Origin of the sequence: Pseudarthrobacter sp. CC12, assembly GCF_039907755.1 — a bacterium.
Classification (GTDB): Bacteria; Actinomycetota; Actinomycetes; order Actinomycetales; family Micrococcaceae; genus Arthrobacter; species Arthrobacter niigatensis.
This window is the reverse complement of the sequence record NZ_JARDJH010000022.1, coordinates 33472-49527: the sequence shown is the minus strand read 5'-3', so window position 1 is coordinate 49527 and position 16056 is coordinate 33472. Positions and strand designations below refer to the sequence as shown.

The following is a 16056-nucleotide window of genomic DNA, read 5'->3' as shown; positions in this document are numbered from 1 at the left end:
CCTCTCCAAGTCCTCGGTCCATGCTTCCGCTTCATTCGATGTGATGGTGGTCCCGCCTCGCGGCAACGTCGCCCGCACGAGGCGCAGCAGGGTGATGGCGTCGACCAGCACGCCGGAGGCGGACGTTTGGGAGGTTAGCCGCCCGAAGTAGCCGCGGAGGATCCCGTCGACCGGCTTCAGCGTGTTGAGCCCGAACCCGGTTGCGAGGACGATTTCGTAGTCGATGTGGTTGAGCACACCGTCTCTTCTATGTGCTGCATCTCTTGGTGCCCGCGCCGAGGCGTGCCAGTCGCGTAGGTCGGCACGCGCTTCGGGATTGCCGGGCCCCGCCTAAACGCGGGGAAAGCATAACCGGTCCAGGTCAAGTCGCTCTTGCGATGCCATCGGCAGGGCAGGGCGGCATCGCGCCGGCCGCGGACGCGGGGACGACCGCGAAGAACATCGGCAGGGCCAGCAATGCCCCGGTTGCCAGCGTTGCGACAACGGTCTGCCCTGCCCCCAGTGGCCGGGCAGGTGCGACGAGACGCCGGACGCGGCTCAGCGCGGATTCGTCCCCGGCTCCGAGCGCTGCCGCGGGGGTCGCGCCGTGCTCCGCCATCCGAACCAGGGCCGTGGCCACTGTCAGGCGGTCGGCGCACCGGGCGGCGTTGTCGTCGGCCAGCATCTCCACCAGCCGCCCCAGGGCGCTCCGGGCCTCGCGGAAGGCCGCCACGCCCGGGAAGGCATGACGCAGGGCATCGGCCACTGCAAGAATGAGGTGGTGGCGTCCACGCAGGTGTGCCCGTTCGTGGGCCATCACGGCGTCGAGCTGACCGCGGTCCAGGGCCGCCAGGGCGGCGCTGGTCAAAACAATCCTGCCGCCCCGGCCGGGAAGGCAGTACGCGGCCGCGGCCTGGTGTTCGACCACAAGCGCGTCCACGTCACGGTGGGGACGGGCGATCAACGCCAGGGACTGCAGCTGCCGGCTTCTGGTACTGGCTGCGGCTCTCAGGCCCCTGGCCGCGCTGTATCCGACCCTGGCAAGCAGGGCGAGAACGGCTACGATGCCGGTAGTACTCACGACGGCGCCGCCCGGAGTGGAATACTGCTCAACCAGTGCCATCGCGCAGGCCCGGACGAGTTCCGCCAGATCCGTGGTCCACGGCACGACCGGAACTGCCAGTGCCGCACCGGCGAGTATGACTGTTGACACCAGCGAGAAGCTCAGAGCCTGCCAGGCGGCAATGCCTATCCGCGGGCAACGCTCCAGCCAGCTGCTCCGCCGCAGCACGACAGGGCCCAGCAGCGCCAGCATCAGCCCAAGAAGAATCAGCATCACCGGAGCAATCATCGGCCGGCCTCGTCCCCTTCCGGACGGCGCGCGTCCAGCGCCTCGCGCAGTCGGGCCGCCTCATGCGGGGGTATCTGCTCCAGGAAGTGCAGCAGCGTCACTTGCCGGTCACGGCTGCCGGCCAGGACCTCGCCCATGAAGGCGGCCGCGTGCTGTTCGCGGGTCTGCGCAGGGCGGTAAAGGAAGGCCCGTCCGGCCTTTTTCCGCGTCAGCACGCCCTTGCGGCGCAGGTTGTCCATCACGGTCATCACTGTCGTGTAGGCCAGGACCCGTTCGCGCTGCAAGTCTTCGAGGACCTCGCGCACGGCAACGGGATGGTCCCGGGACCAGATCCGGTCCATCACCAGCTGTTCCAGTTCCCCTAGCTGACGTGCCACAACCTGCGCCTCTCCGTGTCCGGCCGGAGCGGCCGAACACAACTATGTTCCATAGTAATCCCCCAGGCCTCTAACGCTGAGGACTCGGCGGATAGGACAGCTGAAGCGGACTACAGACCTGATCCTGCATCCACAACCAGCAGCTCTAAAGCAGCGTCCGCACGTTGGCGGTCGGGACTCAGTTAAGAGCCTTCCAGGTCTGTCCCTGGTCGGTACTGGCGAAGACGGCAGCGGTCGTGCCTGCGGGCGCCGCGGCATAGATTGTTGTGCCGTCCGGGGAGAACGTCGCTGCGGCTGCGCCCTGGGGCATCGTCAAGGGGGTCCAGGTCTTACCGCCGTCGTTGCTCATGGCGCTTTCGGCCATGCCGACGGCAAGCAGCCGCCCGGTGTTGGTCGGGTCCCATGCTGCCGCCATCGCCCCGCCCGGACCGCCCAGCGGCTTCCAGGTAACGCCGCCGTCGGCGCTGGCCACAAGGCCGGCCGACATATCAGGGGCAATCAGCCGCTGCGGGTCGGCGGGATCGACCAGGATCACCCCCATGAACATCCTGCCGGCCTCCGCGTTACGGGCCTCCCAGCTCGCCCCGCCGTCGTTGCTGGCCAGCAACCCCCGCGCCGCGGTTCCGGCGTAGACGGTGCCTCCGGCACCGCCAAGGGCGTGGACATCCCCAAGCCCGCCCTGGCCCGTGACCTTGCTGAAGGTGGTCCCGTCCGTGGACCGGAACAGGCCGGGGTGCCCCCCGATAAGCGTCGAGTCCCCGCTGGCTGCCGCACCCATCGGATCCGCACCCTTCAACGAGGCCAGCTGCGTCCAGGTCCTGCCGTTGTCGCTGGAGACAGCCCCGCCGTCGTGCCCGCCGACATAAAGCCGGTCCCCGAGGGCTGTCAGCACGTGCAGGTCCCCGCCCACATACGGCTTTACCGCGGCCGTCGCCCCATCCCTGGACCCACCGCTCGTGGCCAGAAAGAAACCTATCCCGGCGCCGAGAGCGATCACCGCGGCGGTGGCGATGGCCACCCAGCGTCGGCTGATCCTACGCCCGGATTTGGAAGTTTTCGGCTGGGGTTTTTTGATGGCAGTGGGTTTGGATGCAGTAGGCACGTATTGATCCTTGCAGTTTGGGGGCAGATGCCGGATGGATGGCCTGTCCGGGTCGAATGGTGTGCGGGCAGAGGCAGACCGCGGCGGCAGCACCAGATAAGTCAGCCGTTGCCGGGCTTCGGTCTTCCGCCGTCAGGCCACTATGGCGGTCAGCGGGATTCGCGGGTCGGGGTTGCCGCCTACAGCGCCGCGATCTCGTCGCGCAGGCGGGCGATTTCAGCCTCGCGATCCACCGGAGCGGCGAAATGTCCGTCGGCCTGGGCCTTGGGCGCCATGGCGCACCGGCCCCGGCGCATCGGACGCAGACAGAAGAAGTACGTCAGGGCCAGCGATGCCACAAGGACCGCCGCGGCGAGCACAAGCCCGCTCATCGGAATCCGTCAGCTGTGGCAGGCGGCTCCACGGTGGTGTCTGCGGCTTCCCGCTGGGCCGCGCGCAGTTGGTCAACTTGGGCACGGAGTTCTGCCAGTTCGGCGTCGTTGTCAGCTGGCGGGGACGGCTCCAAGCTGTCTTTACCACCACGCATCATGAACCACATCATCAGCCCCATGGTCAGCGGGCATGCCAGCAGAGCCAAGGGAAGAAGCACTTCACTCATAGTAAGCCTCCATAATTCTCAGGTACGTGTCTGAGGGCTTCCGGTCGGCCGCCGGCCATGTCCGGCATGCCGTACGTCATCTGCTCGTGCATCCGCCCCGTGCCGACAGCAAGCGCGGTGCCTGTTGAAGCTACGACCGAAAGCAACGAAGCGTCGTCGCCGACGGTAGATATCCTTGTCCAGGAGCGCATTGGCGCCGCCGTCTTCCTCATCTACTAAGGCTCATAGTAATACGCAAACCGTGCGCCGGCCAACAGCCGCTGAAAGCCACCCCTGGCGACCCAGCGACGAGGCGCCTAACCTGGGTGCGGCGAAGCGCCAGGCGTCAGCTTGCGGCAAGGGCGCCATCACAGCTCAGGTGATGGCTTCGTGCACCGACTTGTATTACCCGTTACAGCGAACCGCCCCGGCGCCGTAACGCGAAGCGGCCGCCCGATGGTCACGGTAGGCCATACTTCCGCCGGAGCCCGCGGGCAGGTAGTCCCGGACTTTGACGCGGCAGTGGTACGGGTCATGCTGGCGGATCGGATCAGAACGCTCCCCGGCATTCTCCCAGCCAATGCTGCTAACTTTTGGTCCCATGGACTTTCTGCGTGTATTCCGAGTGTTGGCCGTGGCTGAAGCTGCGTCATGGCTGCTGCTTATCCTGGCAACGATCGTGAAGTACGGGATAGGGCAGGCGGGCGGAGTTCAACTCTTGGGCCCTGTGCACGGTGCGCTGTTCGTCGCCTACGTACTTCTGGCCCTGTTCCTGTGGCGGAAAAATCAGTGGACCGGCCGGGTACTGGCCATTGTTCTTGTAGATTCCGTACTGCCGACGGGCGGCTTTTGGGTTGCCCGACGAACGGATTTGGGCGCCCGAAGGGTCCCCGTACCCGTCCCGTAGTCCGCCAGGCAAGTCGGTCCCCGACAGGCCTCAGCCGGGAAACGTATTCGGCTCAGGGTACTGTTGACAGGCTGCTCGGCACGATGCGATGCGGCCCTTCGGGCGAAACGTCCTATTCTCTCGCCGGTTTTCGTTAGCTCGCCGTAGTACAGGCAGCGGACGTGCAGGGCAGCGATCCGACGGCATGCGTTGCCAAGGAACAACGGCGCCACGGTGTACGTTGCATGTCCGACATATCCGTTAGCAAGAAAGAGTAGTACCTAGTGGCAACTGATTACGACGAGCTCCGCACAGACGTCAAGGAATCGCAGAATGATTCGCTGGAGGCGCTAAAGTCGGCGAACGCCCCGGACGCCCGAAGCGTTGTGCGAGAGCTTGACGAAGCAGAAGACATGGACACCTTTGGCATTCCGGGAGGAGAGTTTGTCGCCGAAGAACTGATTGTCCAAGTCATCCCTCAGGCAGATGACGAGTTCACCTGCTATTCCTGCTTCCTGGTCCGGCACCGTTCCCAGATCGCGTTTGAGAAAGACGGACACGCATACTGCACTGACTGTGAGGGCTGACCTCACGTCATGATGTACCGGAAGATCGGCGATGCCTTTGCGCCAGATCTGGAGGCGTTATGCGTTGGCGTGCACTTGATGGGAACGTTGCATGGCTTGTCGGGATTTCTCTGCGAGCTGGTGCTGGCCCTAGAGGTCAGATGCTCCCACTGAAAACTCCGCAGCAGCGTCACTGTAGCGGGCTTCGTCGAAGAGCCGCCGCGCGATTTGATGCCTTACTGCTTCTTCCAAACGGGTGGAGGCCAGCTGCAGTGCCTCCTCCTGCAGCTGCGCGGCTTCATGCCAGCGGTAGTGGCGTTGGACGACTTGGGCGAGTACCAGCAACAGTTCGCCCCGGTCGGGGACGTCAGACAGCAGCTGGAGGCCTTCATGAAGAGCCTCACCCTCGCGGTTGAGCAGCGCCAGAAACCGGACACGCTCCAGAGGCGGACAGCCATTGGCGAAGGCGGCCTCCAAGCCTTCGGGGTCGATTACCACGTCACGGAGCGTGGCAGGGTCAGTACGCCAGAACCCTGAAGTGTCGTTCACCGTTACGTGCCCTCCGCAGAACTTGTCATGGAACCAGCTGTTGCCCCGGACGGCCTCAACCGTCTCCTAATTTCCTTATATTCGCATGGCTTAAGAGCGCAACGACAAAAGGGTTCCCTGCGCTCAGGCCTTGGCAACCGCAGCGCGCATGCCAGCTCTACGAGCACTGCATGCTTTGCCGGGGACCAGACACTTGCTGGTCGGGGTGTTGCCGGTACTCCTGACACCTGCGCACGGGCCAGGGCTGGCTCTACCTGGCCATCGTCATCGACCTGTTCTCCGGCATGGTCATCGGCTGGGCCATGGCCGAACACATGCGCGCGAGCCTATGCACTGCGGCCCTGAGGATGGCCCGGAACCACCGCTTCGCCTCCAGGCTCGCCGCCCGGACCGCCGTGATGGATTACATCGAGGGCTGGTACAACCGCCGCCAGCCCAACCGCCGAGCCGGCCGGCACACCACCAGCAACCGCCCACACCACCTACCAAACCACCGTCCAGGAACCCCTGGCCGCCTAACCAACAACAACGAGAACTGTCTCAAAAACTTGACGACCGCAGGAGCTCGCAGGAACTGGCAGTGTGTCCGTGCACGAAAACGAACGATTCCGGCCTCCTTCGCAGCGGTCCTCTCAGACTCCCGGGAATCCTTCAGTCCGTGCCGATAAAGGCCAGCTGGTGCTCCGAAGCCGCCCGGTGCGCCTCCTAAGATCCACTATGTTCGGGCCGGGCCGCGGCAGTATCATTTCCGACGCTGGCCCTGTGCAGGTTGGCGGCGAGCTTGGTGATTTCAAGGTCTTTGTCTTTTTGTTCCTGCACTTGGCGGCTTTGATGGCGGGTGTCGTTGGCCATGCAGCCTGCCGTCACTTGCCGGACATCAATGCCCATTCCGCGGGTCAGACCGTAGCCGTCCGATGCCGGGCAGGAATCGGCCCACGCGTGAGGCGTAGTCGGTATATGCGGTGCCATGCGTACGGCGCAGGTATGGCTCTTCCACCCGGCGCACCTGCATCTGGGTGCCGACAAGGATGGCGGCGAACCCGGCGACCGCGACCACGTTGGGCACCATCAGCGTCAGGCCCAGGAACGCCAGGAACACGGCACTGAAGATCGGGTTGCGGACGAGCCGGAACGGGCCCCAAGTGACCAGGACGGTTCGCTCGGTTTCGTCCACACCGATACGCCAGGATGCTCCCATCGCAAGTTGGGCGGCGAAGGTAGCCAGGATGCCGAGCACGGCAAGTGCCGTGCCGACACCGCGAGCCACCGGGTGGTCCAGAACCTCGAGCGGCGCGAGTCCGGTCAGGTCTGCGATAGGCGCGGCCACGCCCGTGATCAGGGTGCCGAATTCCATGCCCCAGTGCGCCCACCATTGCAGGGATCCAGGCCCCACCGAGAACTGCCGGATCCCGGCGTCGCCCGTGCGGTGACGCTGGATCACGTGGCGCGCGACGTCGAGCAGGGCAAAAACTCCGGTGAGGATGAGAGCAGCGACAGCCATCACCCATCACCCCTCGTCACTACCCGGTTCATCAACATTATCGAATCGCTTCCTGCCGCCTAGGCTTTATACCATAACTTTTTGGCGATCCAGCGGCCCGGACGCATCCGCCTCCGGCAATTTCCAGATTGCTGACACTGCGTAAGCTGTTCTGCCCAGCCCGGCTTCGATGACCTTTGGTGAGTGACCAGACGCGCCCCGGACCGGGCCTCGACCGTACTTCGGAGATCAGAGATGGCGGCGTACATCTTTCACTTCTGCGCCGGCCTGGATCCCCTCGCTTGCGCTACCGATCGCCGGGATAAACGCGAAGCTTCCAGGGGACATGATTGGCGTGTGACGAAATTCGGCCCGAGGCCTGGAGGCGGCGGGTAGCGGGCCGACCCCGCCCAGCATGTCATCGGCGTGGCGGAAAGATGCTCGGCACGGGCTCGGCGTTGGACCGCTAGGTCCTGTGCGAAAGCGCCCCAGCTTCGGTGATCCCGGCCCGGAGTCCGTCCGGCTGCAGGGCATCTCTCCGTTCGCATCAGCGGCAACTTTTGCCCTCATCGCCAGGAGCCAGCGCCAGAGATCGCATCAGATCCCGACGCTCCACGGTAGAGCCGCGCACCAGCCCGGACTGTGGCCGTCAGGACGACCCGGGTTTTCCGGGAACGTGGACTGCGCCGAACTCAGTGATCATTTCCACTTCTTCCAGCGTCAGGAGTGCCGGCAGCTCAGGCGCACGGCCATCCCGGCTACCTCTGACGTGCAGCGAGTGCACTGGGCCATATGCAGCGCCTACATCTGCGGCATTACCGGGAATATCTTGTCCCGGCACACCGGCTACGAAATCGGACATCACCAGGGCCGTCCTGAAAGCCTGTCAGACCGTCTGCACGGACTCCCGGACGAGTGCGAATCGCATGCACGAGCATTGGCGTATCTGCATGGAAGCCGGCCGCCGCTGCGAGCAAGCTTGCGCGGAGCCCGCTATCAGTTGAATTTAGAGCCAGCCGGTGGGGTCGACAACTTTCCCGTTGACTTCAACCTCGAAGTGGAGGTGGCAGCCGGTGGAGGCGCCCGTGGTCCCACTGAAGGCCACCACGTCTCCCCGGGATACTGCCTGCCCCTTGGTCACGTTGAAGGAAGACAGGTGGTTGTATGTGGTTTTCAGGCCGTTGCCGTGATCCACGACCACGCGGTTCCCTCCGCCATACTGGTCCCAACTTGCGAAGGTGACGGTACCTGCGGCAGCGGCCAGGACGGAAGTGCCGCACTGGGCGACGAGGTCCTGTCCCCGATGGAAATCTCCTGAACCGCCTGTGATGGGACTGACCCGGAGCCCGAACGGCGAAACTGTGGTCATCGCAGCGAGCGGAGCGCCAAGAGTTCCAGCGGAGGCTGCGCGGGTGATGGCACCGGCCGACTGTGCACTGAGCAGTTGTTTCAGCTTGCCGTCCGGGTCCGCCTTCGTGGCTACCGGGGAGCGGCTGAAGTCGATTCGAGCTCCCGGCGCCGCGGAAATTTCAGGCTGTGGGGCGGTGGAAACGGCGGACGCGGCCTGAACGGGTTCCTGGGCGGCCATCACAGGGCCGGTCACCGGAACAGTCACGGTGAGTGCCAGGCCCGTTGCTGCCAACGCGATGCCGGCCTTCTGGCCGATACCGCTGGAGGCGGCGAAATCAGTGATCTGGCGGAAGGGTCCCCGGCGACGGCGTGCTTCGCGCTGCGGATCGCGGGGCCTGTCCGCGGTAAACACCTCGGTCGCCCGGCGCGCCGAAGCGGGGCCTGTCGCGCGTCGGCGGCCCCTGGAGTATTGCCTGGCCAAGATTTTTTCCTCTCCGGGTAAGCCTGCGAAGTTAGCTGTCGGATTCGGGTCAGAGAGTTCAAAGACCCGGTCCGCCGTAACAAGCACTCTGCGCAGAGAGGTCCCCGGAAGGATTTTTAGCTGGATGAGGGCTTGCTGCTGACGGACTTCACCCCAAGGCAGTCCTGCGACTGCCGGTTATGGTTCCTCCGCCTCTGCCAGTTGGTGACTCGTGCACCTGATCCGCTGGCAGAGCTTGGCTCCGGATCCGGTAACGCTTTGGTATCGATGCTTCAGGCTCAACTATAGCTGACTAACCGGACCGTAATCGTTCCGTTATCTTTGCGGAAGGGGCGTCACGGCATTACGTGCGCCGGGTCAGCGCAACTGGAGGAGTCGGGGTCTCGCTCATCATGTGCGCCCCGGCTGCTCATCGTCGCTTAAAGTTGGTTGAGGATTCGGAACGCCATCATTCTGACTTGACCGCTATCGGCCCGTCGCCTTTGATGCCGTCTGCCGCCTTTGACCCATACGGCGGCGGCTGCGGAAGCTCTGACGTCGGACTTGATTCTTTCGTTGGTCCCAGAGGGCCCGTCCGAACCACATGAGACCGGCAATACTGACTTCACCCGCGGTTCGTTCGTGTGGAAACCTTCACATTCTCCGGTGGGAACCGCGGATCGTCAGGGCAGCCTGGGCTTCCGCCGGGCGTCCCGGCGTCCCAGGAACACCGCCGCCCCTCCCGCCGTCAGGCTCAGGATGAGAAGCACCCAGCCCCGACCGTGAGGGCTGACGCCGCGGCCACCGCGCTGGCATCGGGCGTGGCAGGAGCCAGGGCGGCGTCAACGGCAGCGTTGGCCCACAGTCGGATGATGACGAAGAGTATCGGCGCCATCCACAACGCCCAACGCACGGTCTTGACGGCCACGTTCGTGCCGATCAGCAGGAGCCAACTGAAGCCGAAAATGAGAGGAAACAGCGTCCCCGCGGTTTTGTGGACGTAGCCGAGCTGCCCGCGGGCGTCATCGTCCATGGCAGCGCGCAGCTGCCCAACATACTCGGTGGAAAAGCCGCCCACAAGGGAATCCGGCATCGCGAGACCGCCGGACAACTGCGTCATCTGGTTCAGCGTGAGCAAGTGCAGGTACCAGAACAGGAAAAGGCTGGCTACGACGCCGGCAACAACGATCAGGTTGCTGTTACCTTGCGCCATTTGCGGCGACCGGCTGGTTGTGGAGTTGATCACAGGAGGCAGTTGGTGGGCGGGGACCGTGGCTTTGCTGCCGTGTTTTTTGATGCGCTGGGCGGGAGTCTTGGCCATGGCCTCATTATCCCGCGCCAGCTTGATCCATCAGGACAACAACCTGATCGAACAGGTCGGGACCGGCCGGATGGATCCCTACTGTCTCAACGGCTGCCATGGCCAGGTGGCATGGCACGGGCCTCCGCCGGCACGGGTTTGGCCGGTTTCAGGCCACGACGAGCAGGCCGGTGCCGAACATGACGGCCAGGCCTGCCACGATTCCCCCGGCGGTCAGCGGCGTGAAGGTCTTTCCTTCGGGGTCCTTGAGCATTGGCAGGAGCTTGACGGCGACCTGGCCGACGGCCCCGGCGCCGAGGCCGAGGAGGAATGCGCCCAACCTGACAATGACGGCAGTCCTGGTCCAGGGCTGCGCACACTGTGTAGCCCTCTCCGGATACCGGGCCAGCGGTATGCTGCGGTTTTGTTGAATGAGTTTTGGGCCACCGGAACCCCCTCCCGCAAGGCCTGGTCTTGGTGCCATGGTCCTGATCGGTGCCGGAATCGTTCTCAACGTGGTCGGATGCTCAGTGGGTGCGGCTCAGGCCTGACGCACGCCGTCGGCGTCCAGGAGAAGGTTTGCGGTGATGAACTTTGGGCACTGCGTGAGCTTGGGCGTGAAGGTAATCGTGCGGACGGGCAACGGTGACCCATCGGCGCCGACACCCGACACCGTGGCGTCAATAGGATCCTCCGTGATCAGATCCAGCCAAAGGTGGCCATAGAGTGTCCCGTCGGGAGACGCGGTCGGAGGGCACACGGCATCAGGGCCCTCGCAGCCTTCGTTCACGGGCTTGGTGCCGGCAGCCAGCGCCAGGTCACCCTCCTTGCACACCCCGGACTGGCATGCCTTCAGGTGGACAATGCGCACCGCCGGGACATAGCTTTGCAGGACAGTCACCGTCACCACAGGGGCCTGGGCAATCGCAGGGCATGACGTGACCGGTGACACGCATGCCGCGGCCAGCAAAGCTGTGGCCAGCCAAATCCTGCGCATGCTTCAGCGTAGATACGGTGCGCCGATCCCGGGCACCCCCACCGCATCCAGGTATGCGGAACCGCCATCGAGACCGGATCTTTACGGACTGTCCTTCAACAGCGCCCCGGATATTCGGTGCCGCTGGCTCCTTGCCAGAACTGCTTACTCCGGTGACCTGGCCACATTCGACGATGTCATTCCAAGGACGAAGACGGCGGCGAAGGACACCCCCGCTGAGACGATCACTACTCCTGTAACCATCTCCGGAGACCACAGAACGGGTTCTGCGGCGGCCACCGCAACAAGCTGTCCCGGCCAGAGCAGCAGAGGCAGCAGGGGTGCCATTACGAGTTCCCGAACCCGCACAGAGGCACCAAGCCCACCCAAACCTGCAAGCGCGAGGTCAGCGCCCGCGCCCGCGGCCGCGGCGGCCATGATGACGCCGGGGTTGGGGAAGTCCGCCAGGACGGAGGCCAAGAGGGCAAGTGATGTGACGAGGAAGGTCACTGTTCCCGGGACGGCCAGTCCGAAACGAATCAGGAGCGCCAGGGGAACCACGATGACCAGCGACGTCACGAGGTAGCTGGCAAGACCGGCGGACGCGATCGCCTCTCCCGTTATGTGTTCAGCTGTTCCTTCGGGGGCATGTGATATGGCCATGGTCGCCTGGTCCGCCAGAAACCCGGACAGGTAGCTGAGGGCGAAAGCGGCGACGGCGGTTATCGCCGTTACGGCGAGCAGGACAGGAACTCCCGTCAGCCGTGAGGATGAACCGGCCCGCAGCCGGGAAGCCCTGATGGGTCCGGAGAACAACAAGGCGCCCCCGGCGAACAAGACCAGATGCGTGGGACTGAGCAGGGCGTCGATTCCGAACTCCACACCGAAAAGCTGGTGCCAGACCATGTCGGAGATGCCTCCCACGCCAAAGACGGCGGCGCCCGCAACGGCGTGCCCATAGCCGGCGGGAACAACGGCCAGGCGGGCCACTCGCTGGCGAGCGGCCGCGCGCCTGCCAAGCACGGCCAGCCATCCCACGAGCATCAACAGGCCCCCATACAGGAAGGCATGCCATGGAGTGAAGAAGGAATCAGGCAGGCCAAGAACATGGGCACGCCCATCCAGGTATACGGCGGTCACAATCAGAAGACCAAGAACCGATGTGACCAGATCCTCGGCCACCAGTGTGGGCACCGCCCGCCCTGGCACGGCGCCGCTGTGCTGAGCGGACGACGAGGACTCGCTGCTGGACCGCACCTTCATGAAGGACCTCCTCTGTTGGCTTCCGGAAGGGACGGGTCTTCGCCTGGCTCTGCCAACACCGCCAAGGTATACCGCTGGGCGGCGTATCGGTCAACGGGCTTTTGGGGCCGTGCTGGAAACAGTACGTTCGTGGGTTTAGCCGATGCATCGAGATCCGGTCTGGTACGGGAAGGCCGCGCTTGAGGGTCGTCAGGGGTTTGGACAAAGGCGTCCCCGCACTTGGGGACGCGGGTGCCTGCGTGGACCTGGGCGAATTTGCTGACAATCTGCCCGGCGCTGTTGAGTTCAACCCCGATATATTGATGATGAACGCCGCGTCGGACCAGCCAGCGAAGGTGCAGACGTACGCTGCACCGGCGAACCCGCTGCCGCTTGGACTACTCCTCGCCGCTCTTCGATCTGGGGGCGGTCCTTGCCTCGACGGCTAACCCGGTCCGCTTTCCCGGAAAGAATCAGGAATGATCCGTTTTCGACCGCCGACGGCCGGCCTCAGGCACCTGAGTTTCTGGCCCGGCGCTGCGCCACGTAGAAGATGCCCCCGCCCAGTGCCAGCAGCGCGGCCGCGATCCCCGCGACCAGGGGCGCGTTCTCATCATTGGGTCCTCTGACCTGATCCGGGACGGCAGCTGCCGGCGCCGTGGCCGGCGGGGAGGTGGCCGCAGATGCGGAACCGGATGACATGGCGGAGCCGCCATGGTTCATGCCGGGCATGCTGCCGCCGGAGCCATCTGAGCAGCCAGCCAGCGCGATGGCTGCGGCGATCGCAGCGGCCGGGATGGTCATGTACTTCTTGTTCATGAAAATTTCCTTCAAGACATCAACAGACGCTGGGCGCCATCGTCAAAGCGCACGCCAGCTGAGTGCAGGGTTTCTAAAATCCTGACCGGTGTACGGGTATCGGCTGGCAGCAGAGGGTTCATAAAGAGGCCGGAGCGATGGCAGCAATCGGCCGGCATCGGGTCTGATGGGTGGTGGAAAGTTTGGCTGGGCTCGTGTCTTTCGAGGCCTTGTCCGTTGACGTTGCGATTCAGAGGTATATCCGTGCCAGTTCACCCAGTCTGAACAGGATGCCGGCCGGACAAGTTCACCGGGCATGCGCTGTCATGCCTCTGTTGCCGTCCTCGGGAAGTCGTGGCCGCCGGACGGGCCAGCCGAAGGCAACAGTGAGCGTGGTGACGAGGAACACGAGGGCGGCGATCGTCATCGCCGCGTCGGTCCAGAACTGTTCGGGAAACAGCCTGATCAGCGTGTCATCTACCCGGAACGTCCAGGTACCGGCGGCGAAGAACAACGCATGGATCTGAGTAAAGAAAGCTTCCCAGGCCAGGACCGCAAAAACCGTCAGCGCCACGATCAGGGCCAGCGTCAGCGCCGCCCCGGAGAACAGGGCCCTTCGGACCGCTCCGTGATACTTGCGGGCGAGGTACACGCACGAGGCTACAGCGGCCAGAAGCATCACGAACGCCACGAGGAAGGAGACCGAGAGGACACCCTTGACGTCCGCCATGTGTCCCACTTCGCTTTCAAGGAACAACCTTCCGCCCTCTGCGTTCACGAGTCTGCCGAGGTATCCGGCCGGGGCGAGGTTCAGAACATAATCGAGTGTGTAAGAGCCGTAGATCAGGCGTTCTTCGGTGGAAAAGCCGAAGCTGTCAGCCGGAAATCCGGGGCGCTGGTATTCGACCCAGAGGAACAACGGCGAAGTCACAGCCCGGACGGCACCGGCGACCACAATCACCGGGAAGAACACCGCCACAAGGACCTGAAGGAATCGTCGGAACAGGGATCCTGGGACGGCCGCGTGCCCCCTCGAAGGTGCGCTGTCGGCGCTGGTGGGCAAGTCGCTGGTTGATCCCCCGATGCCCGGCCCGGCTGTCGCTGGGCGGACCGGATCCCCGGGGCGGCCGGTGATGTCGCCGGCGGTTTCCTGGCCTCCCGCCAGCGGTTGTGGCGGAATCCCGGGAGCGTCTCGCGGGGATTCCATGGTCCTGCGGGGGTTTTCAGATCCGGCCATATGGATTCTCCTTGACTGTGCGCCGTCACACCACGCACATCAGTGCGACTTCTTCTTCCAACAAGGCTACAGGTCTCCATAGCCGCCGCGCTTTCGATTCCGCAAGAGCCGGCCGCCGCACGGAAGGGTCCACCGTTCCCGCCTGCCGTGCCAACTCCTTTTACGGAACGGCGGGAACCAGCCGCCTCGACGCCATGGATGGTCACCGTTGACCGGTCGAGGAAGTCCAGCATCACAATTGAGAACCGGGATCCGCCCACCCAAGAATTCGGACCGCCAAGGGATCACGGTTTTCGATGGGCATCAGCGCGGACTTCTCGAGCCACACCAGATGCGACCTTCCGAACCCTGGGTCCGGGCCGTTCTCTTATTCGGCAACACAACCGAATCCGTACAGGAAAAACTGCCGGTCTTGACCGCGAAATTAATCTTCGTCGTGAGTCCTTGGCTCGGCCTGCGAAGTCGAGCGTGACCAGGTAGCCCCTGAGTGCCAGTTGATTGATCGTCCTGGCCCTGCTCCGCCCCGACGACTTCGGCATAAACGCAGTTCACGCTGTGGCACACCGGTGAACCCGAAACTTCAGCACCCTGAAGTTTCTTGGCGCCGGGTCCAGCGCAGCGCGCGTAGAATTCGCCAGCCGTAGCCGCATGCTGCACAGCCAACTGGGAACCCAGGACCGAAGCCGCTACGGTCCGGCCCTTCACGGTCATTGACCGGAGTCACCGCGAGGGAGGGGTGCGTTTGGCCGGATCTGCATGCTTGGCGAGGTCTGTGGGACGCACTGTGGCGGCTCTTTCCTACCTCATCTGGTGTCTTCCTGCCCGAGGCACCTCCTTGTTGCCGGGATCTTTCCAACCGCATCGGCAAGATCGGCCAGGACTGTTGCCGAACTGATCTTGTCCGGATCCATCAGGATTTCCGTAGCAGGCTCGCGGCCGAAGGTGGTCAGTGTCCACACCGGGTCCCCTTCCTTGATAACCCAGTCGATGCCGTTGACGCTGACGCACCTGTCAGTTGTGGGGCCAGGTACGTTGACACCGCAGCGGAGGATCACGCGGGATGGATCTCCCCAGGCGGACGTGGCCTGGCTGTTGGTCTTGCGTAGGGTGGCATCCCCGATAGCGTCGGGAAGAGCCACCATCATCGGTGCACAAGCGGGGTTTGCCGCATCCTTCGCGGGTGTTACGTCCACGACTGGGGAGCAGGCTGTGATCACAACCAGGATTGCCGCTGCTGCTGGAAGACCGAACCATCGGATGGGACCACTGACGGTGGTAATTTTGTGGAGCGGGCGCATTTGTCCACCCTATCCGGTGCGTGGGATGGCCCCCCGCGCTGGGCCCGGAAGGATATATGGCAGCCGGCTTTTGAGGCTGAAACTGCCGTTTCAAAGCGAAACGTGGGCATCCCGAACACGTAAAGGCACATCCAAAATCTGGGGATTCCTGCCATGTTCGAGGGTACAAGCGCCGGTTTCGATGCCCTGCTCGGTGGTCCGCATGCCCAGGCAAGCGCGGGTCGGTTCATTTCAACCAGCTGACTCCGGACCATCCCGAAATTCGTGCCTCGGTCGTTACTTCTCCCTCTTCCGGCGAGGGTGCCTAGCCCCAGGGGAAAGACCTATCCACCCCCTGCGGCCGGTCAGCAGCACTCAGGGGCGCCCCGCTCCCCCGGTTATCTGCGCGCGCAACCCGAAGGAGCCGCAGTCACGTTGCAGGCGTCCTGACCGTGCCGGCAACGTGTGGGCGCATTGATTCAAAGACAAAGCGGCCGGCTTTGACCGTCGTCGGCCACCAAGTAGCGGCGGGGCGCAGCCCATGAGGTC

Annotated in this window: 16 protein-coding genes, 2 pseudogenes and 1 riboswitch; of the genes and pseudogenes, 2 read left to right on the top strand and 16 right to left on the bottom strand. The window is 64.2% G+C overall.

Annotated elements, in window-relative coordinates:
- Window positions 1–361: 361 nt before the first annotated feature.
- From PV772_RS15105 to PV772_RS15085, 5 genes are all read right to left on the bottom strand, one after another.
- Window positions 362–1315 carry a M56 family metallopeptidase gene (locus PV772_RS15105; protein WP_347886665.1) on the bottom strand — a complete coding sequence of 318 codons (954 nt, stop codon included), beginning with the start codon at window positions 1313–1315 and terminating at the stop codon, window positions 362–364.
- A gap of 11 nt (window positions 1316–1326) precedes the next feature.
- Window positions 1327–1707 carry a BlaI/MecI/CopY family transcriptional regulator gene (locus PV772_RS15100; protein ID WP_347886664.1) on the bottom strand — a complete coding sequence of 127 codons (381 nt, stop codon included), beginning with the start codon at window positions 1705–1707 and terminating at the stop codon, window positions 1327–1329.
- A gap of 178 nt (window positions 1708–1885) precedes the next feature.
- A complete protein-coding gene (locus PV772_RS15095; protein ID WP_347886663.1) occupies window positions 1886–2809 on the bottom strand; it encodes a sialidase family protein in 924 nt (307 codons plus the stop codon).
- Between the two features lie 179 nt (window positions 2810–2988).
- A complete protein-coding gene (locus PV772_RS15090; RefSeq protein WP_347886662.1) occupies window positions 2989–3180 on the bottom strand; it encodes a hypothetical protein in 192 nt (63 codons plus the stop codon).
- The gene (locus PV772_RS15085) at window positions 3177–3407 is read right to left on the bottom strand and encodes a hypothetical protein (RefSeq protein WP_141160717.1); all 231 of its coding nucleotides are present in this window, start codon (window positions 3405–3407) and stop codon (window positions 3177–3179) included. The genes PV772_RS15090 and PV772_RS15085 overlap by 4 nt, the downstream gene beginning before the upstream one ends.
- Window positions 3408–4556: 1149 nt before the next feature.
- Between PV772_RS15085 and PV772_RS15080 the strand changes: the two genes are divergently transcribed.
- Window positions 4557–4859 carry a DUF4193 domain-containing protein gene (locus PV772_RS15080; RefSeq protein WP_347886661.1) on the top strand — a complete coding sequence of 101 codons (303 nt, stop codon included), beginning with the start codon at window positions 4557–4559 and terminating at the stop codon, window positions 4857–4859.
- 129 nt (window positions 4860–4988) lie between these two features.
- Here the strand turns inward: PV772_RS15080 and PV772_RS15075 are convergent, their stop codons facing one another.
- Window positions 4989–5387 carry a hypothetical protein gene (locus PV772_RS15075; RefSeq protein ID WP_347886660.1) on the bottom strand — a complete coding sequence of 133 codons (399 nt, stop codon included), beginning with the start codon at window positions 5385–5387 and terminating at the stop codon, window positions 4989–4991.
- A 227-nt stretch (window positions 5388–5614) separates the two neighbouring features.
- Between PV772_RS15075 and PV772_RS15070 the strand changes: the two are divergent.
- Window positions 5615–5815, top strand: a pseudogene (locus PV772_RS15070) (DDE-type integrase/transposase/recombinase); the annotation flags it as partial.
- A 277-nt stretch (window positions 5816–6092) separates the two neighbouring features.
- On the opposite strand, the gene PV772_RS15065 reads toward PV772_RS15070, so the two are convergent.
- From PV772_RS15065 to PV772_RS15020, 10 genes and pseudogenes are all read right to left on the bottom strand, one after another.
- On the bottom strand, window positions 6093–6275 hold the full coding sequence (locus tag PV772_RS15065; protein ID WP_347886659.1) for a hypothetical protein: 183 nt from the start codon (window positions 6273–6275) through the stop codon (window positions 6093–6095).
- Window positions 6265–6888, bottom strand: a complete 624-nt coding sequence (locus PV772_RS15060; protein ID WP_347886658.1) for an isoprenylcysteine carboxylmethyltransferase family protein — start codon at window positions 6886–6888, stop codon at window positions 6265–6267. Before PV772_RS15060 ends, PV772_RS15065 begins: the two co-directional genes overlap by 11 nt.
- A gap of 985 nt (window positions 6889–7873) precedes the next feature.
- Window positions 7874–8698 carry a peptidoglycan DD-metalloendopeptidase family protein gene (locus PV772_RS15055; RefSeq protein WP_347886657.1) on the bottom strand — a complete coding sequence of 275 codons (825 nt, stop codon included), beginning with the start codon at window positions 8696–8698 and terminating at the stop codon, window positions 7874–7876.
- A 4-nt stretch (window positions 8699–8702) separates the two neighbouring features.
- Window positions 8703–8918, bottom strand: a riboswitch (cyclic di-AMP (ydaO/yuaA leader).
- Window positions 8919–9360: 442 nt separating this feature from the next.
- A pseudogene (locus PV772_RS15050) lies at window positions 9361–9998 on the bottom strand (hypothetical protein).
- Between the two features lie 148 nt (window positions 9999–10146).
- Window positions 10147–10317 carry a hypothetical protein gene (locus PV772_RS15045; RefSeq protein ID WP_347886656.1) on the bottom strand — a complete coding sequence of 57 codons (171 nt, stop codon included), beginning with the start codon at window positions 10315–10317 and terminating at the stop codon, window positions 10147–10149.
- Window positions 10318–10518: 201 nt separating this feature from the next.
- The gene (locus tag PV772_RS15040) at window positions 10519–10974 is read right to left on the bottom strand and encodes a hypothetical protein (RefSeq protein WP_165838071.1); all 456 of its coding nucleotides are present in this window, start codon (window positions 10972–10974) and stop codon (window positions 10519–10521) included.
- A 144-nt stretch (window positions 10975–11118) separates the two neighbouring features.
- Complete coding sequence (locus PV772_RS15035; protein WP_109863940.1) at window positions 11119–12216, bottom strand: hypothetical protein; 1098 nt, start codon at window positions 12214–12216, stop codon at window positions 11119–11121.
- Window positions 12217–12705: 489 nt separating this feature from the next.
- Complete coding sequence (locus tag PV772_RS15030) at window positions 12706–13014, bottom strand: hypothetical protein (RefSeq protein ID WP_109863942.1); 309 nt, start codon at window positions 13012–13014, stop codon at window positions 12706–12708.
- A gap of 286 nt (window positions 13015–13300) precedes the next feature.
- Complete coding sequence (locus PV772_RS15025; RefSeq protein WP_109863943.1) at window positions 13301–14230, bottom strand: TIGR01906 family membrane protein; 930 nt, start codon at window positions 14228–14230, stop codon at window positions 13301–13303.
- Between the two features lie 803 nt (window positions 14231–15033).
- On the bottom strand, window positions 15034–15528 hold the full coding sequence (locus PV772_RS15020; RefSeq protein WP_109863944.1) for a DUF3515 domain-containing protein: 495 nt from the start codon (window positions 15526–15528) through the stop codon (window positions 15034–15036).
- Window positions 15529–16056 lie beyond the last annotated feature (528 nt).